At 35.5% G+C, this 21,348-nt stretch carries 19 protein-coding genes and 1 CRISPR repeat array (1 of these 20 only partly in view); of the genes, 8 read left to right on the forward strand and 11 right to left on the reverse strand.

The window, feature by feature from the left end; translation table 11 throughout:
* Positions 1-841: a CRISPR direct-repeat array (repeat unit 28 nt; unit sequence GTTCAATGCCGTGTAGGCAGTTTAGAAA) (it extends 147 nt beyond the left edge of the window).
* Positions 842-1,212: 371 nt separating this feature from the next.
* The 3 genes from BQ5209_RS06870 to rph all read right to left on the reverse strand — a co-directional run bounded on the left by BQ5209_RS06870 (position 1,213) and on the right by rph (position 4,648).
* Positions 1,213-2,997 (reverse strand): DUF262 domain-containing protein, encoded by a 1,785-nt coding sequence (locus tag BQ5209_RS06870; RefSeq protein ID WP_085247800.1) that lies wholly within the window; start codon positions 2,995-2,997, stop codon positions 1,213-1,215.
* A gap of 270 nt (positions 2,998-3,267) precedes the next feature.
* The gene (gene pyrE, locus BQ5209_RS06875) at positions 3,268-3,918 is read right to left on the reverse strand and encodes an orotate phosphoribosyltransferase (protein ID WP_085247801.1); all 651 of its coding nucleotides are present in this window, start codon (positions 3,916-3,918) and stop codon (positions 3,268-3,270) included.
* Between the two features lie 13 nt (positions 3,919-3,931).
* A complete protein-coding gene (rph, locus tag BQ5209_RS06880; RefSeq protein WP_085247802.1) occupies positions 3,932-4,648 on the reverse strand; it encodes a ribonuclease PH in 717 nt (238 codons plus the stop codon).
* A 160-nt stretch (positions 4,649-4,808) separates the two neighbouring features.
* Between rph and BQ5209_RS06885 the strand changes: the two genes are divergently transcribed.
* Positions 4,809-5,675: a YicC/YloC family endoribonuclease gene (locus BQ5209_RS06885; protein WP_085247803.1), complete on the forward strand. Its 867-nt coding sequence runs from the start codon at positions 4,809-4,811 to the stop codon at positions 5,673-5,675.
* An 11-nt stretch (positions 5,676-5,686) separates the two neighbouring features.
* Positions 5,687-6,568 carry a DMT family transporter gene (locus BQ5209_RS06890; protein ID WP_085247804.1) on the forward strand — a complete coding sequence of 294 codons (882 nt, stop codon included), beginning with the start codon at positions 5,687-5,689 and terminating at the stop codon, positions 6,566-6,568.
* Between the two features lie 328 nt (positions 6,569-6,896).
* On the opposite strand, the gene BQ5209_RS06895 is transcribed toward BQ5209_RS06890, so the two are convergent.
* Complete coding sequence (locus tag BQ5209_RS06895) at positions 6,897-8,276, reverse strand: MATE family efflux transporter (RefSeq protein WP_085247805.1); 1,380 nt, start codon at positions 8,274-8,276, stop codon at positions 6,897-6,899.
* Positions 8,277-8,661: 385 nt separating this feature from the next.
* Here BQ5209_RS06895 and yejK point away from each other — a divergent pair, with 385 nt between their 5' ends.
* Both yejK and nfo read left to right on the forward strand, forming a co-directional pair.
* Positions 8,662-9,666 carry a nucleoid-associated protein YejK gene (gene yejK, locus BQ5209_RS06900; protein ID WP_085247806.1) on the forward strand — a complete coding sequence of 335 codons (1,005 nt, stop codon included), beginning with the start codon at positions 8,662-8,664 and terminating at the stop codon, positions 9,664-9,666.
* A gap of 31 nt (positions 9,667-9,697) precedes the next feature.
* A complete protein-coding gene (gene nfo / locus BQ5209_RS06905) occupies positions 9,698-10,543 on the forward strand; it encodes a deoxyribonuclease IV (RefSeq protein WP_085247807.1) in 846 nt (281 codons plus the stop codon).
* Between the two features lie 94 nt (positions 10,544-10,637).
* Here nfo and yccS read toward each other — a convergent pair whose 3' ends face one another.
* The 4 genes from yccS to BQ5209_RS06925 all read right to left on the reverse strand — a co-directional run bounded on the left by yccS (position 10,638) and on the right by BQ5209_RS06925 (position 15,559).
* Complete coding sequence (gene yccS / locus BQ5209_RS06910; protein ID WP_208609977.1) at positions 10,638-12,779, reverse strand: YccS family putative transporter; 2,142 nt, start codon at positions 12,777-12,779, stop codon at positions 10,638-10,640.
* Positions 12,780-13,107: 328 nt separating this feature from the next.
* The gene (gene pgm / locus BQ5209_RS06915) at positions 13,108-14,745 is read right to left on the reverse strand and encodes a phosphoglucomutase (alpha-D-glucose-1,6-bisphosphate-dependent) (RefSeq protein WP_085247809.1); all 1,638 of its coding nucleotides are present in this window, start codon (positions 14,743-14,745) and stop codon (positions 13,108-13,110) included.
* 102 nt (positions 14,746-14,847) lie between these two features.
* A complete protein-coding gene (locus BQ5209_RS06920) occupies positions 14,848-15,351 on the reverse strand; it encodes a hypothetical protein (protein WP_085247810.1) in 504 nt (167 codons plus the stop codon).
* A gap of 22 nt (positions 15,352-15,373) precedes the next feature.
* On the reverse strand, positions 15,374-15,559 hold the full coding sequence (locus BQ5209_RS06925; RefSeq protein ID WP_085247811.1) for a hypothetical protein: 186 nt from the start codon (positions 15,557-15,559) through the stop codon (positions 15,374-15,376).
* A 166-nt stretch (positions 15,560-15,725) separates the two neighbouring features.
* On the opposite strand from BQ5209_RS06925, the gene BQ5209_RS06930 reads away from it, so the two are divergent.
* Entirely contained in the window at positions 15,726-16,226 is a 501-nt protein-coding gene (locus BQ5209_RS06930) for an outer membrane lipoprotein (protein ID WP_085247812.1), read from the forward strand.
* A 182-nt stretch (positions 16,227-16,408) separates the two neighbouring features.
* A complete protein-coding gene (gloA, locus tag BQ5209_RS06935) occupies positions 16,409-16,816 on the forward strand; it encodes a lactoylglutathione lyase (protein WP_085247813.1) in 408 nt (135 codons plus the stop codon).
* A 54-nt stretch (positions 16,817-16,870) separates the two neighbouring features.
* On the opposite strand, the gene gmk is transcribed toward gloA, so the two are convergent.
* Positions 16,871-17,497, reverse strand: coding sequence for a guanylate kinase (gene gmk / locus BQ5209_RS06940; protein WP_085247814.1), 627 nt, complete (start codon positions 17,495-17,497; stop codon positions 16,871-16,873).
* A 227-nt stretch (positions 17,498-17,724) separates the two neighbouring features.
* Here gmk and BQ5209_RS06945 point away from each other — a divergent pair, with 227 nt between their 5' ends.
* Entirely contained in the window at positions 17,725-18,420 is a 696-nt protein-coding gene (locus BQ5209_RS06945; protein ID WP_244168454.1) for an AzlC family ABC transporter permease, read from the forward strand.
* Positions 18,417-18,740: an AzlD domain-containing protein gene (locus tag BQ5209_RS06950; protein WP_085247816.1), complete on the forward strand. Its 324-nt coding sequence runs from the start codon at positions 18,417-18,419 to the stop codon at positions 18,738-18,740. The genes BQ5209_RS06945 and BQ5209_RS06950 overlap by 4 nt, the downstream gene beginning before the upstream one ends.
* 108 nt (positions 18,741-18,848) lie before the next feature.
* Here BQ5209_RS06950 and BQ5209_RS06955 read toward each other — a convergent pair whose 3' ends face one another.
* Together BQ5209_RS06955 and BQ5209_RS06960 are read right to left on the reverse strand one after the other, a co-directional pair.
* Positions 18,849-19,748, reverse strand: a complete 900-nt coding sequence (locus tag BQ5209_RS06955; RefSeq protein ID WP_085247817.1) for a heme biosynthesis HemY N-terminal domain-containing protein — start codon at positions 19,746-19,748, stop codon at positions 18,849-18,851.
* 10 nt (positions 19,749-19,758) lie between these two features.
* On the reverse strand, positions 19,759-21,228 hold the full coding sequence (locus BQ5209_RS06960) for a uroporphyrinogen-III C-methyltransferase (RefSeq protein ID WP_167370325.1): 1,470 nt from the start codon (positions 21,226-21,228) through the stop codon (positions 19,759-19,761).
* Between the last annotated feature and the right edge of the window lie 120 nt (positions 21,229-21,348).

The following is a 21,348-nucleotide window of genomic DNA, read 5'->3' on the forward strand; positions in this document are numbered from 1 at the left end:
AATGTACATAAAAAAAATAGCGGAGCAGTTTTTGTTCACTGCCGTGTAGGCAGTTTAGAAAAATTGTAAATTGATTTTTAGTTGACAGAAATTGTTCACTGCCGTGTAGGCAGTTTAGAAAAAGAAACAGAGTGATTTGTACGCAAATGCGGTGTTCACTGCCGTGTAGGCAGTTTAGAAACAGGCGGGGATTACGAAACGCTTGATTCTATGGTTCACTGCCGTGTAGGCAGTTTAGAAATCGTACCCATTATTAAAATTGTCATCAATTACGTTCACTGCCGTGTAGGCAGTTTAGAAACCTATAGAAACACTTGTATTTTTCTTAATGACGTTCACTGCCGTGTAGGCAGTTTAGAAAGTATTCAAATACTAGAAAAGATTTGATTCAACGTTCAATGCCGTGTAGGCAGTTTAGAAATTAACGACAATGTCAGCCGCATTGCCGTTCATGTTCAATGCCGTGTAGGCAGTTTAGAAAATGCTGGCGTATCTTCGGCATTAGTTGCATTTGTTCAATGCCGTGTAGGCAGTTTAGAAATGCCGCCATTTGAGCTATCCAATAGTGTAACAGTTCAATGCCGTGTAGGCAGTTTAGAAACTCCATCAATGAACACGTATTGGCGTAATTTAGTTCAATGCCGTGTAGGCAGTTTAGAAAACTCATGTCAAATGGCGGATCGGTGAAAATCAGTTCAATGCCGTGTAGGCAGTTTAGAAAGTTCGAATTCTGTAAATGGAATGGCAAAAAATGTTCAATGCCGTGTAGGCAGTTTAGAAATCTTGCCGAGCATTTTTTGATTGGTTCTCCTGGTTCACTGCCGTGTAGGCAGTTTTAATTAATCACGAAACGGTATAGAATCCTGAATATTTTTTACAAAAATATAGCCTAAAACGTGACACTTGTGTAACTACTTCATAATGGGCATACAACTTAGTAAAAAATTACGCTGCTTGTTTTTGTGTTGTATATGCAATGGGTATCATGTTAGTTAATGCTTAATTAGGTTTTTGGGTATTATCAATGGTTGGATGACTGACCATAACATGTTTAGCCAAATCAATGACGGTTATTTTTTCTAGGGTATTATCGCCATAGCACTTGTTGATGATACGGCGATAATTTTGTTTTATGTATATTCAGTACAGTCGTTTTTTTACTACTGTAACCGACGCGAGTGATTTCTACACATTATATTAGCTGATTGCTCCCTATTTTGCCATTTTGAGAGTATCTATCTGTTTCACTGATGTAAAATCTATAGCTAATAATTTTTCTAATCGTGCAAGTATCCAATTATACCGATCTTTTAATGCATCTTCATGCCATTGTTGGTTAAACGTTTTTTGATTAAAATCATCTAATACTTTTTGAGAAAGGCGAAAAGCAGTCGTATTATTAGTATGAGTGCCCTGATATACAATCATTTTGGCATTAAAAGGATTATTACTAGCATCAATGTTCTTTTTACCACTTAATAGTGTCAGATTAGCAATACTATGTAACCATCTGTTTTTTACTTCTTCTGTTATATGACTCCATTCGGCAATATTTTTATATTTTTTGGGTAATATATGTTCAAGATGTAAGTCATTATTAAGTTTTAATAAAATAGGATTAGATTGATCGGTTAGATCATACTCAATTAAAATCAAAAGAGGTTTAATCCATGCTTCTTTATCAACCATATTAGAGGTTAGTTGAGATATTGCTAATTCATAAATCTTTTCAGAATTTAATTTATTTGAAAAGATTGCTTTTAAATAATTGATATGTTTTTTTTCTTTCAGTGCTTTAATAATATTAAAAGAAGTTTGCTTTACTTGCGATAATGTTTTTCCTGCAATCCAATATAAATAATAAAAACGTCTTAGTTCAAAAACTAATTCATAGAAATCTTTGTAATCTGTTGTAATGGCTGTCATTAATATCGCTTTCCAGTAATTACTCCATCTCAAATATTGGAACGAATAAATGTTTTTATCTTTTGAACAATATATTTTTTCATAATAATTAATCACAAATTGTTTTAATGAGGCTATTACTTGATTAGGATCTTGATTTTCGAATAAGTTTTGTAGTTCTTCAGTGTATGATTTTTTTTGATTTGATCCTAATAAATAATGTGCATAAATAATAAATAAATCATTTAAACTTATATCATCACATTGTTTAATAAGCTGCTCCATTTCACGCCAATCAGACATAAAACTATCTTCTTTTAATTCTGAAGTAGCTAAATCATCTTTATATTTTTTATAAAGCTTTTCTAATAAAAAACTTTTTATTAAGTCAGCAGAAGTTAGATCTAAACCTCTATTATTGAGCACCTGAAATAATTTAATAGCGAAATCACGGCTGGTACAATCAATACGTATAATTTTAACTTGGTAAAACAAGTAATTAATTAACTCACCAAGTTTACTTTCAGGTAAACAATTTAATTTTTCTTTAAAAATTAGTGCTGTATTAATAAATTTAAATTTGGGTTCTTGATCATTTTTAATTTGATACTTATATGGAGGCGGTAATATTTTTGTTGCTCCATCGTTTATAATATATGCTTCAAAATCAGATTGATGAGAGCTATGGGTGTGTAACCTTAAACGTGAAGCTCGGCTATTAAAAATTATTGCGGAACGAATAATATCAATATTTACAGAAAGGGGATTTAAATTATCATGTAGATTAAGATTTGGAAAATAATCACGTATAACGCAAAATAGTATCATTAAAGTTGTTAATCTTTGTTGCCCATCAACAACATCAATATAAGGGGAATTAGGTTCATCATAAGAATTTGCTGTAATAACAGAGCCTAGAAAGTAATTTGGTACATCATTTTCATATGATTCTAAAATATCGTCCCATAACTGTTCAACTTGCTCACTTTCCCATTTATAAGGTCTTTGATACTTCGGTATTTTATAAAGATTTTTTGTATCACCAAATAATTCACTAATCGATAAACTACGGGGTTTAAAAGAGTCTTCCATATTTATACCTACTTATATTTCTGTTTATTTAATTTAAAAACATTTAATAATTAGTTGTTCTAGCAATTTACTTGTTTTATATAAATTAAATATCATGATTAATAATATTTAAAAGGCTTGATATGATTATTAAATCTAAAAGAATAACATCACTTATTTTTATTTTATTGTGAAATATATACTAATGATAAAAAATAGTTTTTAGATAAAAGTTGAAAATAAAAAGCACCTTTCGATGCTTTAGTTTTTATAAAATAGAATAGTAGATTGCTAGTACTTTATCCCATATTCAGCCCGATAAGCCTCAACTTGTACTACTTGATCTTTTCGTGATGGATCTTGGTAAAGGTATTGGATCAAATCATCAAGCGTGATAATTGAAATAACATCACAATGATAGGTTTGTTTAATTTCTTGAATTGCAGATAGTTCACCACGACCTTTTTCTTGACGGTCTAGGCAGATGAGTACACCAGCGAGTTTAGATTGGTTATCTTCTAATATTCTCATCGATTCCCGAATTGCGGTACCAGCAGTAATAACATCATCAACCAGCATAACGCGTTGCTGATAGATCGAACTACCTACTAAGTTACCCCCTTCACCATGGTCTTTGGCTTCTTTGCGATTAAAGCAATAAGGCACATCAATATTATGATGTTCAGAAAGTGCAACAACGGTTGATGAAACAATAGGAATACCTTTATAAGCTGGACCAAAAATAACGTCGTATTCTAAGTTGGCATCCATGAGTGCTGCAGCATAAAAACGACCTAATAAAGCCAGATCTTTACCGGTATTAAACAGTCCCGCATTAAAAAAATAGGGGCTTTTGCGTCCCGATTTTAAGGTAAATTCACCAAATTTTAATGCTTGTCTATTTAAAGCAAATTCAATAAATTCACTTTTATATGATTTCATCGATTTTCTCCAATTAATCTTTTAAGGACTGTTTTTGCGCATCAATAATTGTTGCGATGCCATTTTTTGCTAATTCTAACAGTTTTAATAATTCGTCATGACTAAATGGTTCGCCTTCGGCGGTACCTTGTATTTCGATGATTCGTCCATCATCTGTCATAACAACATTCATATCGGTTTGTGCGTTTGAATCTTCTATATATTCCAAATCACAAAGCGCTTCACCTTCAACAATACCGACAGAAACAGCAGCGACCAATGATTTAATTGGATTTTGCTTTATTTTACCATCTACAACCATTTTGTTTATTGCATCATTAAGTGCCACACATGCACCGGTAATTGATGCAGTTCGAGTACCACCATCGGCTTGAATGACATCGCAATCTAACGTGATAGTGTATTCGCCTAATAATTTAAGGTCGATCATGGCACGTAATGAACGGGCAATCAGGCGTTGAATTTCCATGGTGCGGCCAGTTTGTTTGCCTTTAGCCGCTTCGCGCTGGGTACGTGAATTAGTTGCACGCGGTAACATGCCATATTCAGCCGTTACCCAACCTTGATTTTGACCTTTTAAAAAACGCGGTACACTTTCATCAACAGTGGCATTACAAAGTACTTTAGTTTCACCAAATTCAACTAATACAGAACCTTCTGCATGCTTAGTATAATGACGGGTTATTTTTATAGGGCGGACTTGTTCCGCAGATCGACCAGACGGACGCATGCAATTCTCCAATTGTTACAATTAAAAAATATCTTTGTGAAATAATTATTTAGAAGGACATCAATAAGGTAAGGTTGATGCTTAGCCTAAGCTAGGAGCGTATTATACAGAATATGTGATACAATGCCCAGCAAGTTTTTTACAAATTTAGGACGCTATTATGATTTCCAGTATGACCGCCTATTCAAGAAAAGAGTTAAATCAACCGTGGGGAACGGCCTCATGGGAACTTCGTTCAGTTAACCAACGCTATTTAGAAACCTATATTCGCCTACCGGAACAGTTCCGATCGCTTGAACCGATGATACGTGAGCGACTCCGTAAACGTTTAACTCGTGGTAAAATTGAATGTAATTTACGCTTTGAGTTAGATCCAGCTGCACAGAATCAAGAACTGTCGTTAAATAAAGAGCTTGCCCAGCAAATTTTAAATGCTGCTAACTGGATTCAAACAACGCATCAATCAGGTCAAATCAATCCCATTGATGTACTGCGTTGGCCGGGCGTATTATCAGCTAAAGAACAAAATCTTGACAGCATATCACAAGAAATCCTGACCCTGCTTGACTTCGCTATCGATGAGTTTATAGCCGTTCGCGAGCGTGAGGGTAAAGCACTTAGTGATTTAATTGTTAAGCGCTTGGAAGCTATTACTGTAGAAGTCGATAAGATTCGCAATTGGATGCCCCAAATACTGGAATGGCAAAAAGAACGCTTAAATAGCAAATTGGCTGAAGCTAATATTGAGCTTGATCATTCGCGCCTAGAACAAGAGATAGTAATGGTTGCTCAGCGAATTGATGTTGCCGAGGAGCTTGATCGCCTGATGACGCATGTTAAAGAAACTTACTCAATCTTAAAGAAAAACGAAGCAATAGGTCGCAGGTTGGATTTTATGATGCAAGAATTTAATCGAGAATCGAATACTATCGCCTCTAAATCAATTAATGCGGATGTAACAGCGAGTGCAATCGAACTTAAAGTACTTATTGAACAGATTAGAGAGCAAGTACAAAATATTGAATAATGGCTTGATTAATGAGTAGATATCTTGGTAGTCTAGCTGTTGTATTAGCTTCTATTTTGTGGGGGACAACTGGCACTGTAGCCACGTTTGCCCCTTCACTTTCTTCTTTGTTTATTGGTGCAGTTGCAATGGGGATTGGTGGGATTTTGCAGTGTGTGTTAGCTATCCCACAAATTATCAAAGAGCGTGACTTGTTAATTCAACATATTTCTTTTCTTATTGTTGGAGCCGTTGCCGTAATGATTTATCCCTTAGCTTTTTATTCTTCAATGCGATTATCGGGTGTGACAATTGGTACAGTTGTCTCTATTGGTTCGGCGCCGATTCTTTCGGCTATAATTGAATATGTGAAAGGTGACTTTCGTTTAACTAGGCGATGGTTCATTGGCGCAATGTTTGGCATTTTGGGAATGATACTATTGTCTTTTTCAGAAAATCATTCAATAACTATTGAAAATAATCATATTATTTTTGGCATTTTACTTGGTTTAATAGCTGGATTTACCTATGCTTTATATTCATGGTCAGCGCGTCAATTAATGTTAAAGACAATATCAACCACTTCTGCCATGGGGGCAACCTTTGGATGTGGTGGCATATTATTAATACCGGTCATGGTGCTCACAGGTTCTGGTTTGTTTGATTCATTAACGAATATTTCAGTTTGTGTTTATATGGCATTAATTCCCATGTTCTTGGGATACCTTTGCTATGGATTTGGTTTATCAAAAATATCTGCTAGTACTGCAACAACTATCACTTTGCTTGAGCCTGTAATAGCGGCAGTTTTAGCTATTTTGGTGGTGGGTGAAAGGTTGTCTGTAATAGGGTGTAGCGGTATTTTATTTATTCTTATTTGTCTTACTTTAATTACAATTGACATAACTAAGTAAGTTATCAAAAGTAAGGAAGAGCAAGAAGTAGCATTATGCTTTTTGGTTTTTATTACTCATCACTAAAAATAATCTCTATCGATTGGTCAATTAAACAAGTATTGATAAAATTTTAAGTAAAAAAAACAACAATGTTAATATAAAGATATCAATATTACGATCAAATAGAAAAATATGAAAAAGTGATTAATCACAGATTTATTATTTCTATTCTAGCTACTTTGTTAATGCTGACATCGATAAAACTTCACTAAAAAATTTACTACCTGATGAAGTCATCCTTTTTAAAATTTTATATTAGCCACCCTTATATTAACCATCATTGTAATTAATTATCGTGGGTTCTAGTTTTAATTGATTTAAAATACCAAATAAGTACAGTCAACGCGATACCTGCAGATAATAAATCCGCAATGGGTGATGATGCCCAAACGCCATCAAGCCCAAAGAATAATGGCAAAATATAGAGTGTTGGCAATAAAATGAGGATCTGTCTAGAAAGGCTAAGTAAAATCGATACTTTTGCCATACCAATGCATTGGAAAAAGCTTGTGGTCACCATTTGAAAACCAATAAAAGCAAAAGAAAGAGTGGTATAGCGTAGTGCAATGGCTGATATTGAGATTAAATCCTCGTCAGCACTAAATGCACGAACTAAAATATCCGGAATAAAAAATCCAAGAATAAAACCAATACTGGTAATTACGGTCGCTACTTTAACGGCATAGAAAAAGGTGGTTTTGACACGCGAATAGTTTTTTGCTCCGTAATTATAACCAATAATCGGTTGCATACCTTGATTAATCCCAATAACAATCATAATCACTAATGTGATCAATCGGTTGGCATTGGAATAGCCTGCAATGGCATCATCACTTAAATCGTTAGACAGTGGTGCATAATGTACTAATTGCCAGTTGATAAAAACCACCACTATAGAGGCTGCAACCTGCATGGCAAATGGCGACATACCGATTGATATAATTGATTTAACATAAGTCAAGTTAAGGGTGAAATTTCGCCAATATAGCTTAATATTACTGTGCTTGCTGATAAAGTGTTGCATAACAAATAAGAAGCTAATAAACATGGATAACGTGGTTGCAAAAGCTGCTCCACGCATTCCCCAGCCTAAACCAATAATAAAAATCGGTGCCAAAATAATATTGGCAATTACACTAATAAACATGGTAACCATTGCTTTAAATGGATAACCACTGGCGCGCATCATATTGTTATAATTAAACGTTAACGTAATAAAAATACTACCCGGTAAATAAACCTCTAAAAATTCTCGAGCATATACATGATTAGTCGCACTAGAGCCGACAAAATGTAAAACGGGATCGACAAAATAGAGCAATAACGCCAAAGTTAAGCCACTTAAAACGGCCGTTAACATAAACGATGTGCCCGCGACCTTTTCGGCTTTGTCGTTTTCGCCACGACCTAAAAAAATCGAAATCCGGCTCGCCGAGCCGATACCTACCAGCATACCAATGCCTGCAGTTAGGTTCATAACTGGCAAAATAATGCCTGCACCACTCAATGCTTCACGACCAATCCAATGGCCAATAAAAATACCGTCAATAATGTTATACAGCGTATTTACAATTGTGCCAATTACCGCAGGCAGTGCATATTGCCAAAATAGTGAACTGATTTTTTTATTTTTAAAATCATTATAAACATCAAGAGAGTGAGCCATTGCTTTATTTTTCCGCTGCTAAATATTGTAAAGAAGTTTCAGGTAGCTATACGTTTGAGTATAAGACAGTATCATTATTATTTGAATTATCCATGATATGCTCATGGCTGCGTGTTGGATATATTACCAAAATAATATACTGGATTTACTATTTTTACTTATTTTTAATAATTATCACTTATAGTGATTATCTAAACTTTTCTACCATAACTGTATGCAGTTGAATGTTGTCAAAAAGTTTCAGGTAACCATGCGTTTGAGTATAAATTTGATGCAATTTAACAGTACTAGTTTAACAGACTGTTAAATTGTTAATAGCACTTTTTTGGTGCTTTGATAGAATAACGTCCTTAATGATTATTGCGATCCAATAGGAACCTCACCAATGAGCGTACAAATAGAAAAGATCATACTGCATAAATTAATTAGAAAAAGTGACACCGAAATCGAATTACAACTTCGCGAATCAATGTTAGGTAATGAACAAGCCGTTGTTAATCTAATCGAAGATATCAACCGCATCTACAACAACAAAAGTAAAGCCTATGGACTATTTAATAGCGATAGCTTATTCGAACAATCACTAAAAGAACTACGCCTTGGCAATCAAGACTTTTTACATTTTAGCCAAGAATCGACCAAACAACTGCGCAACGAATTGGCTAAATACCCTTTTGCTGAAGGGGGAACGGTTGTATTTTGTCAGTACCGTTATTTGGCGGTTGAGTACTTGATTATTGCCGTATTAAATAGTTGTTTGAGTATGCTAGTGAATGAAGATTTAGATATCAGTGAAACACAATATTTAGACATTGCTCATGCTGATATTATTGCCCGTATCGATATTACCGAATGGGAAACCCAAGCGGACTCAAAACGTTATTTAACTTTCTTAAAAGGACGAGTAGGGCGCAAAGTATCTGACTTTTTTATGGACTATTTAGGTGCTAGCGAAGGATTAGATGCAAAAGCGCAAAATAAAACACTGGTTAAAGCGGTTGATGATTACTGCCAAGAAATGCAATTTGACAAACAAGATAAAACCAGCGCACGCGAAAACGTTTATAACTACTGCCAAGCCCAATTACAAGCAGGTGAAGAAATTGAACTGAAAAATCTAGCCAACGAACTACCTGCCAGTGTTGACAATAACTTTATTGAATTTATTAAAAACAGTGAATATGATTTAGAAGAAACATTTCCCGTTGATCGCAGTGCACTGCGTCAGCTTAAAAAATTCTCCGGTAGTGGTGGGGGATTAACGTTAAGCTTTGATTCGAATTTATTAGGTGAACGCATTAAGTGGGATCCGCAAACTGACTCCCTAGTGATTAAAGGGGTTCCACCTAATTTACGTGATCAGCTACAACGCAATAGCGGTTCCAACTAATTATCAACCAACAACGTTATTAGGACACAACATGAAATACATTGGTGCACATGTAAGTGCAGCAGGTGGGGTAGACAATGCCCCAATTAACGCTTATCAAATTGGCGCAACCGCATTTGCGCTATTTACCAAAAATCAACGACAATGGCACGCCAAACCGCTTGAGCCCACAATTATCGACAGCTTCAAAAAACGTTGCGAAAGATATGGCTTTACTAGCAAACAGATCTTACCACACGATAGTTATTTAATTAATTTAGGTCACCCAGATCGAGAACAGCTCGACAAATCACGTACCGCCTTTTTAGACGAAATGCAACGGTGCGAACAGCTAGGGCTGACATTACTTAACTTTCACCCTGGTAGTGACTTAAAACAGATTTCAGTTGATGAATGTTTAGCACGTATTGCCGAATCGATTAATATCACACTTGATAAAACACAAAATGTGGTTGCCGTTATTGAAAATACTGCTGGACAAGGATCTAACTTAGGCTATAAATTTGAACATCTTGCCCAGATCATTGACCAAGTTGAAGACAAAAGCCGAGTTGGCGTTTGTATTGACACTTGCCACGCCTTTGCTGCTGGCTATGACTTGCGTACTGAAAAAGCCTGCCAAGAAACCTTTGCCGAATTTGAAAAAATTGTAGGTTTTCAATACTTGCGAGGCATGCACTTAAACGATGCCAAAAGCGAATTTGCCAGCCATGTCGATCGTCATCATAGCCTAGGCAAAGGCAATATTGGCGAAGCAGCTTTTAAATACATTATGCAAGATCCAAGAATTGATGAAATTCCCCTTATTTTAGAAACCATTGATCCCGATATCTGGGCGCAAGAAATAAACTGGTTAAAGCAGCAGGTAACTGCATAAAAATTATTATATTTTCTACTTGACTATAAACAAAGTGGGTAATGCTTACCCACAAACTAGGTTAAACATTGCATAAATGTTTAAACATGTTTCATTATTCCAATTGCGCTACAAGTTCAATTATTTCCGGCAAAATATCCAAAATTAAAGCCAATTGTTGCATTACAAGCAGATCATTATTGGCTTTGTCATCATCAGTTGAAATAACCGAAATTTTCTCGATATAGTCGATAACAGACTTCTTAATGGATTGGTATTCGCCATCTATCTTTTTATCGCTTAACAGATTAATAATATAGACCGACAAATCGTCAAACAGATCGAGCGTCTGTTTTGAGATACATTTATCACGATGTGCGCCTAAAGTTGAAAGATAACTAATTAACGTATGATTAAGCGTCAATAGACGAAATCCCTGATCAATAACCACTGGATTCATATGTGGCTCTTTGGTCATCAAACTAATTAACGACGATAAATCAGCATTACTATCATGCGTAGCTCGTCTTGCTAATCGATATTGTAGATCATTAGTTTTGCCAGACAAATACTGGCGTCCAATTAACGCCAAATAGTGACTATCATCATGACAAACACGATCAACGAGTTTAGGCAGATTTCTAAACTGCCAGTCAGGCCAAATAAAGCTAACGGCAAACCAAGCAATAAAACAACCAATCAACGTTGCAATAATGCGCGAAACAGCCACCGCAATGCTACTTTCGCCAATCAGACTAAAGCTAAAAAACACCAGTAATGTAATAAATGCTGTCGCGTAAGCATATTGCGAATTCTTAAATAGAAAAAATAGCCAACCGGTAATAATAATTAACACTAACTGTTCAGGTACGCTTGGAAATAAAAACGTTAATGGAATACCCACTATGATCCCCAAAATCGTCCCCATTACACGCAATTTTAGGCGGTGTTTTGTGGTGGAGTAGTTAGGCTGGCAGACAAACAAGCTGGTTAAAATAATCCAATATCCATGTGGTAAATCAGAAAAACAAATAACCATATAACCCACAAAAAATACCACACACATACGGATTGCATGGCGAAACAGAGCCGATTTAGCCGTCAAATTTCCTTTGATTTTGATAAAAATATCATGAAAACGGGTTAACTCCTCGTCAATTAACTGATTATCTTCTTGATCTTTTGACAGATGCTGCTCAGTATCAATATTGGCAAGTAATAGATCGATAGACAACAAATTTTGATGCAAACTTTTAAGCGCCTTAACCATTAACATATTGGCTTTACCGCTAGTATCATACTGGTTAATTGCCTCTTCAAGATACGAAAAATAACGTGAAAATAGCGAGTCATGATGATAAGTCTGATTTAATTTAATTGTCATTGCCAGTTGTGCACAAGCTTTAGCTTGCAAATTTAAAATACGTGCAAACCGAAACAAGATATCACTATGTTTAAAATGCACACTCAGTGCTTGATAATTCCCATGTGCCGAACTTGCGCGCTCGTGGATATCTTGTGCCACAAAATAGTCGCTTAGCATCTTCCTAATATAAGCCTGTCCACGATAGCTTTTTAGCCGATTAAATAGCGAACGTTTGGTGTGATTAAAAGCACTAATGAGTTGATTATTGCTATGGTTTAATTGCAAAGTTTGCTTTTTAAAACCATTGGATTCATCTGGGTCGAACATTGCTGCCTTAGCGTCAAGATATTGTGCTAAATAAATAAAACAGGTTGATAACGATTGTTGGGTTGTGCGAATGGGCTGGATGATAGATTCAACAAATGAAACAACATTATACCAAAGTGCACCTAACAGCAAAAAACAAGGCAGCGTATAATTATCGGTATATAAATTGTGTCCAAGCATAGTATAGGCCGCAATCAAAAGCGACCCAAAAGCAATCACCCCGTAACGTTGCCCAAGCGAGCCAAGCATAATAAAAATAAACGTTGAAGACACTAAACCAATAATAAACAAAGGTGGATAATCAAATAGTAACTCGACTGAAAAAGTCGCAATAGCAAAACAGATCAACGTCAGGACTAAATTAATACAGCGACTTAATAAACGCGTATCAATCTCGGTCAATCCTGCCGCAACCACCCCAAGTGTAAGGGGAATCACAAGCGATGTTTGCCCCAAATACCAAGGAACCAAAGTCGAACCGGTTAAACTTATTAACATTCGAAGACTGAAAAGAAGATTACTGCTGTAAAAGACTTTACGTAAAGTCAAAATAGATGCGTGCACGGTGTATTGGGCTTTTTGTGAGTGTATATGATAACGATTAGAATACTATATTGGGAGGCGTTGGGGAAGAGAGGATTTTTAAAGATAAACAATCAACAATTTATACTCAGGCTCATAATTTCTACACACTTTGTGACCAAAATTTCAGCTTTTTATTCAAAGCTAAAGATAATCAAAAGCTACCTACGTTATAAACACAAATCAATAATATAACATGCTGATTTTATGGAAAATAGCGAAATAAAATTAATAATATATGTCGATAATCTTTATTGAAGAGACACTGACTTTTAACAGCAGCCATACAGCTGCTGTTTTTAGTAATATTCTAGTTAATCGCTTTAGTTACAATTTGTTGAGCTTCTTGTTGAAGTATATTTAAATGCTCGTTGCTTATAAAGCTCTCAGCATAAATTTTATAGGCATCTTCTGTTCCTGAAGGGCGAGCTGCAAACCAACCGTTTTCAGTGATCACTTTAAGTCCACCAATTGGCGCATTATTAGCTGGTGCTGTGGTTAAACATTGGGTGATCTTTTCGCCTGCTAACTTGTCAGTAGTCAATTGGCTTGCATCAAGTTTAGCTAGTTTTTGTTTGTCACTAAACGATGCGGGGGCTTGGATTCGTCCGTAATAAGAACCACCAAATTTAGCCTCGAGTTGTTGATACTGCTCTTGCGGATTTTTGTCTAGTTTCGCCGTCATTTCAGCAGCAAGTAGGCATAAAATAATGCCGTCTTTATCTGTTGTCCACACTTTGCCGTTGGTTCTTAAAAACGATGCGCCAGCACTTTCTTCTCCAGCAAAGCCTAGTTTGCCGTGGTAAAGCCCATCGGCATACCATTTAAAGCCAACTGGATATTCTAAGTACTGTTTGTTTAAGCTATTTGCCACTCGGTCAATCATTGAGCTTGTGACTAGCGTTTTACCAATTGCGATATCTTTGTGCCATTGTGGGCGGTTTTGGAACAAGTAATTAACACAGGTGGAAAGGTAGGCATTTGGGTTCATTAGTCCTTTTGGCGTCACAATGCCATGACGGTCAAAGTCGGTGTCATTGCCAAAGGCTAAGTCAAATTGGTCTTTTAATGTTAATAACCCAGCCATAGCCCAACGGCTTGAGCAGTCCATGCGAATGACCTCATCATGATCTAGATGCATAAAGCTGAAAGTTGGATCGACGTTGTTATTCACAATATTAAGATTAATACCATATTTTTCGGCAATCCGAGGCCAATAAGTAATGCCTGCACCTCCGAGAGGATCAACACCAATTTTAAGCGATGATGATTTGATTAGTGACAGATCTAAAATATTTTCAAGATCGTTAATATAGTCGGTTTCGTATTCTTTGGTATGGATATAATTTGAATTTATAGCCTTATCTAAGGTAATACGTTTTACGCCATTGAGTTTGTTTTTTAGTAGTTCGTTAGCACGGTTTTCAATTTGTTTGGTGATGTCGGTATCCGCAGGCCCGCCGTTGATTGGATTATATTTTATGCCACCATCTTCAGGTGGATTGTGCGATGGGGTAATAACAATGCCGTCTGCAAGTTGTGATTGTTTGCCTTGATTATAGGTTAAAATAGCATGCGAAATGACAGGCGTTGGTGTATAGCCCCAATTACGCGCCATCACTACTGTTTGTTCGTTAGCAGCAAACACTTCAAGTACGGATTTTAGTGCAAGTTCTGACAAGGCATGGGTGTCTTGACCAATAAAGCAAGGGCCTGTAATGTTATTTGTTTTGCGGTATTCGGCAATCGCTTGGGCAACGGCTAATATATGTGCTTCATTAAATGTACCTTTATTAGAGCTTCCGCGATGACCTGATGTACCAAAAATGACTAATTGGCTAGCATTGTCCGTATCAGGTTGGATTTGGTAATAGTTATTTCGTAATGTTTCAACGTTAATAAGATCCGATGGTTGAGCTAACATTCCTGAGCGGTTTTGCTTGGCCATTTTTACTCCTCTTTCATAAAATAATATTGTTTATATGCTAAAAACGTGAATTGACTGAGTTAATATCAAATTTTTACCTTTATATTTATTTTTATTTAACCATTACGGTAAAAAAGCATTGGTGACTTGGTTTATCATGGCTTCAGATATGCCCATATCACTCATTATCGATTCAATAATATACATCTTTCTGGCAGTATTGGTGTTACTAATCACCCAATAAGGTGTACCAATTATTTCGCGGGGTTTGGTATTTTTTCCCGATGTTTCAAGTAATTGTTTATCTTTGGCTAAATATTGTCGTTTGCTGCCATGTAATGATGTAGCGGCAATAGCAAAAAGTGCTGGGTTATAGTTATACAGCGCACTAAGCAATAGTATGAAGCGACTAATAATGGATTTTTCGTGTGTGAAAGTGTCGCTAGTTAATAAGTCATTAAAAAGGGGATAATGATTTTCTTTTCGTGTGGCTGTTTGTTGTTTTGCCAATGTAGGTTGGTTTATATTCAATAAACGTCGTAATATACTTGATGCGTCTTCGCCAATGTGTTTAGTTTGGCCTGCAATAAATTGGTATAATTCTTCGTCGATTTCGATAGTTTTCATTATGTTACATATGCCTATTAAATTATTTTATTGAACATCCTAAAGCAGGAATTTTGTCAAAAAGCGAATCATGAGCTGATTTGTTATCTGAACAATCATTTGATGACTGCTTAAAGACAACGCTATCGGTTTTTTGGCGTGTTTGATTTGTATCATGACAAGCAGTTATCATAACTGATAATATTAATTGAAAAAATAACCGTTTCATATACTCATTATATGCTTGATAAACTATTGAGCTGAGTATAACCCAACTTAAGCATAAATTGTATTGGCTATTGATAAAATAATGAAAATGGTATTGTCGTTTTTTTGAAACAATATTATTCTGAGCTAAGAATAACAGGTTTATGCAAATATTATATGAGGAATAAATTATGAAAAAAATCTTTAGCTTAACTATATTGGCTGCAATTTTATCTGGGTGTAGCAATAGTGATCTTTATTCAGGTGATGTCTATACAGCGGATCAAGCAAAACAAGTTCAACAGGTGAATTATGGTACAGTTGTTTCAGTACGACCAGTTAAAATTCAAGCTAATGCGTCAAATGGCAAGAGTGAAAATATAGCAGGTAGCTTAGGTGGTGCGGTGCTAGGCGGCGTTTTAGGCAATACCATTGGTGATGGTACCGGTCGGGTATTGGCTGCTGCTACCGGTGCTATTGGTGGTGCTATTTTAGGTGATGCTATTCAAGATAAAACAAGTCAAGCCAATGCAGTTGAGTTAGAAATCAAACAAGAAAATGGATCGAATATTGTTATTGTACAAAAAGGTTCGCCTAATGAATTTTATATTGGTCAACATGTTCGTTTAGTCACTAACGGTAAACAAATTAGCGCATCACCACGTTATGCTAGTGGTTCAAGAAAATAATTGTTAATTTTACCTATAATTTTCGCTCATCTTGATGGTGAGCGAAGTGCTTTATCAAAAAGTTTGACCAAGTTGTTTGTACTTTCTCCTTAATCACCTAATCTTTAACAAAAATTTGCCTGTCTGAACACTAACGTATAAACTCAACCCAATTCTTAATCGTTATAAGGAACAATAAAGCAATGCGTATATTACATACTATGATCCGAGTTGGTGATCTACAGCGCTCAATCGATTTTTATACTCGTGTAATGGGAATGCACGTGTTGAGAACTAGTGAAAACACGCAATATAAATACTCATTAGCCTTTCTAGGGTATGGTGATGAAACAACCAGTTCGGTTATTGAGTTAACTTATAATTGGGGCACCGATAAATATGATCATGGTTCTGCATTTGGGCATATCGCTATTGGCGTTGATGATGTCGCTAAAATGTGCAATGACGTAAAACAGGCTGGAGGCAAAGTAACGCGTGAAGCTGGACCAGTAAAAGGGGGAACAACCATTATTGCTTTTGTTGAAGATCCGGATGGTTATAAGCTAGAGTTGATTCAAAATGATCAGGCCGATAAGGCATTAGGTCATTAAGTTATTCGATAAAAAATATCGCCGATCTCTGGCGATATTTTTTATATCTTAATTTTAATTAACTGCCAACAAATCTGCTAATAATTGCTTATAGGTGATGGTCTGTTTTGGTTGCTCTAAGCTAGCAGCAGTAATAATAGCGCTCAAGGCATTTAATGAGGTATCAAAATCGTCATTAATAATGACATAGTCATATTCGTTATAATGCGAAATCTCGGCTTGCGCTTTTTGCATTCTTTTGGCAATCACACTGCTGTCATCTTGTCCGCGTTTAACTAGACGGTTTTCAAGTTCTTTTAGTGAAGGCGGTAATATAAATATGCTTTTTGCTTGTGGCATTTTTTGCCGAACTTGCCTAGCACCTTGCCAATCAATATCTAAAAAGACATTAATCCCTTGCGATAGGCTTTGTTCGATTTCGGCTTTAGATGTACCGTAATAGTGGTCAAATACATTGGCATACTCGACAAATGCCTGCTGTTCAATTAAGGATTCAAAGTCTTTGTGATCTACAAAATAATAATGTTCTCTATGCGTTTCGCCAGGGCGAGGATTGCGCGTAGTATGCGAAATTGACACTTTAGCTTGATGTAGATTTTGTTGGGCTAAATAAGCTTGAATAAGACTTGATTTACCAGCACCACTTGGTGCAGAGATAATAAATAGAGTTCCTGTATACATAGATTGGTTTGCCACGTTAATTGCTATTAAGTTATTTTGATTGTCATTAATATTAGCTAAGCGATATTATAGCAAAATTTAGCAATATATTGTTGTTTATTGTCAGTTAAGCTGTTTTAATTTAGTGCTTAGGTTTTTGTAAATAATAGACTCAAACAGTGCGCTTTATTGCGTCTTTGCAAGACAAACAATATTAATCTATAGAACATTATCATCAAGGAATTATGATGCCTTTGACATTTAAAGACGGTATTTATGCCTGTATTCCAACTTTACTTGGCTATATTGGTATTGGTATTGCTGCCGGTGTGGTGGGTAAATCGGCTAATCTATCAGTATTCGAAGTGACATTATTAGCTATCATTGTTTATGCTGGAGCAGCGCAATTTATTATTGCCGGATTAATGATGGTGGCGACACCCATTTCAGCTATTATTTTTACAGTTTTTTTAGTTAATTCACGTCATTTTTTAATGAGTATGGCAACTGCACCGGCTTTTCGAAAATTCTCTTTATTCAATAATATTGGTATTGGTAGCTTATTGACTGACGAAAGTTTTGCCGTGGCAATGAATGCAATTACCAATAAAGTGCCTGTTAATGCTGCTTGGATGCATGGGCTTAATTTAACTGCCTATATTACTTGGATATTATCTTGTTTGCTGGGTGCTTTAATTGGTGAGTGGTTGCCGGATCCTACACGATTTGGCCTAGATTATGCTTTAGTGGCTATGTTTATTGGTTTGCTCTATTTGCAATTGATTGGCGATAAAAGTAAACGTCTTAAAAATCGGCTTGTAGCCATGTTAACTGTTGTTGTGATGCTGATTTTATTGATGCGTTTTGTGTCGCCCGAAATGGCTATTTTAATCAGTACATTCGGCGGTTGTTTTATAGGTATGACAATGGAGCATGATGGATGACAATTTATAGTTTATTAATCATTTTAGGGTGTGGATTAGTAACGTGGTTGCCGAGAGTTATTCCATTTATGCTAGTTCGGAAGTTGCAATTACCTAATAATGTTATTCGATTCTTGTCTTATGTACCTTTATGTATTTTAACTGCGCTATTTGTGCAAAATTTATTTGTGGTAAAAGAAGGTGAGTTTCCGGATTTTAATGTGGAATATTGCTTAGCAACAATTCCCACAGCAATCGTTGCCTTTATGACTAAAAATCTCATGTGTATTGTGGTTGCAGGTATGTGTTTTATGGCGTTAATTCGCTATTTTATGATTTGATTTGTAGTAATAGATAATTAATTTTAATTCTTTTTTAAAAATTATCTTTGTCAAATTAATATTGTAAGTTAACACAAAAACAGGGCAATTACCCTGTTTTTTTGTTTTTTATTTTTTTTCCTTTTGTTCAAGTTTGTTAATCGATTTTAATAGCTTTTCAGCTTCGCTATTTTGACCTAGCTGGCTAAAATAGTTGGCCATCGTTTTTTGATAGATAATATTATTTAAAATAGCTTTTGGTTGTGAGTGCCACCATTTCACGAGATTTTGCACATTACTATTAGTTGATAACTGCTTCATTCGACCAATATAGGCAACTTGTTTAAACTGATCTAATTGCGATTCGCTATATACTTTCACTTTGTACATCGCTGGCAATAGGTCAATAATAGCTTGGTAATCATCCATTTCGTAATAAAGTTGATCCGCTAATTTAAGTACTTCGGCATTACGAGGTTTTTCTTTTAGTAGCTGATCTAATGTCATGCGTGCGGCGGTGTATTCGCGGTTCTTTAATTGCAACCGAATTTGCACTAATTGGAAAGCAAATAATTCGTTAGGTTGACAGCTTCTAGCAGCTTGTTCTAACGACTGATTGGCAGGAATTAATTCATTATTAGCAATTTGGGCTTGTGCCGCAAGTAAATACGATAAGGTAGTATTTTTTGCTCCTTTGGCACTTTTTATAAATAGTTTAGCGGCTTGTTGATAATCACCTTCTAGCAATAATATTTGTGCTTGTTCGACACGTTTTATTGATTTTTTGGGTGATTTTAAGCGTAACCAATTACCTAATACCGTTTTAGAGTTGAATATTTTATTAAAAAAACAATAAATTAGATAAAGACAAAGTAGACCAATTAGTTCAAGTATCATAAATGAATTAAACGACATACTGACACGATACTTAGCAAATTCAAATACCGCTGAACCTTGGTGTCCTTGTAATAATGGTCCAAAAAAGAATCCACCCACAAGCACTAAGAAAATAATTAGTATTTTTATCATTATTATTCTCCTATTTTGTCAACATTGAGCGAACGCGGGTTTGCATTAGTTTTTCAAGTTCGCCAATGCTAGTTAGGTTGTCTGGCACATTTTGATTGCTGATGGATTTATTTTGTAAATTCTTAACTTCATTAATGAACTCTTTAACACTTGGTGAATTATCATCAAAATAAGCATTAACCCAAGTTACGGTATCGCTAAGCGCACGTTGATAAATAAGATTTTGATGTCTTGGCACTGCTTGTGCTGCAATCAATAAGCGGAAGCGGATATTTTCGCGCAGATAAAGTGATTGCTCTAAACTCAGTGGCGCTTTTAATATTTGGCACTTGACGATCTGTTTTTCATCTTTACCCGCTTGTTCTAAGCACGCTTTAAAGCTGTGATCTTTATCATCGAGTTTTTCAATGGTAATAAATTTATCCATAAAAGACTTAGTGCTGCTTAACAAATTGCTTGACCAATCATTGACTGATGATGATACTTTATTATTAATGTTATCTTTCACATGATTATCGTTTGCTGTGTCAGCATTTTGTGCATGGAAATCATTGTTAGTCGAATTGACAGCATCTTTACTGTATAAGGGCATGCTAAGGTCTATATCTTTATAATTACCCACTAAAGGTAATTGGGTAAGTGATTCAGACAGACTAATTAAGTTAATAATGATTCCATCAGTATCAATAAAGCTCACTTGCGCAAGCGAGCTAATATCTTTACTAATTGCTTGTCGTGCAGGTAAGAGGCTAGGGTCATCTGCCTGAGCTAGGCTTTCATCGGCACTTTTTAATAGTAAACGAGCTGATGTGTAATCTTGATCATTCCAAATTTTTCGACCTGCTAAATGTACTAAATAATTTGCTTGTGAAATTAACCAGATATTGTGATCAGTACTCGACATTGCCGCTAAGCGTTCGTTAATATTTTGTAGGCTTTGTTCAGTAAGTTTTGAAGCATCATTAACTTGATTGCTTAATTGTTGTTGCACTTTTTGCTGATCACCAAGCTCACGATCAACACGCTGCATTAACGAGTTTAATTGTTGATTTTGTTTATTGACAGCATCGTTAATGCTATTTTGCAAATCGGTTGTTATACTCTGCTTAGTTGTCTGTTTTAAATTGGCCAATTCAGTTTGCAAAGTTGAGATAGTCTTTTTTTGCTTTTCAATTTGCTTGTGACCATAATAAAAACCAAACCCACCTAAACAAGCGGTTAATGCTATAGCAATAATCGATAAATTAGAAATAGGCGCTTTGCTTATGTTATTGGCGTTATTGCTATTACTGATATTACTGTTTTGTGGCTGTGCATTAGATTTTACTGCTGGAGATGGTTGCGTGTTTGCTTGAATTTTTTTATCTTCTTTCATAGTGTTATTCACTTCATTTTGAGCCGTTGTTATCGCTGGTTGACTAAATGAAGTTGTGTTTATTGTTGAAAGTGTTGCATTGGCACCATAGTATTTTGGTGGCATAAATGACCTCATCTAGATTTGTTAAAAATTTATATTGGCATTATGACATAGAGTTAACGTTGTTTTAAATAAATTTTAATCATTGTTTTGGCAAGTAAGTATCATAAAGTACTTCCATAT

Origin of the sequence: Gilliamella mensalis, from assembly GCF_900103085.1 — a bacterium.
GTDB lineage: Bacteria > Pseudomonadota > Gammaproteobacteria > Enterobacterales > Orbaceae > Gilliamella > Gilliamella mensalis.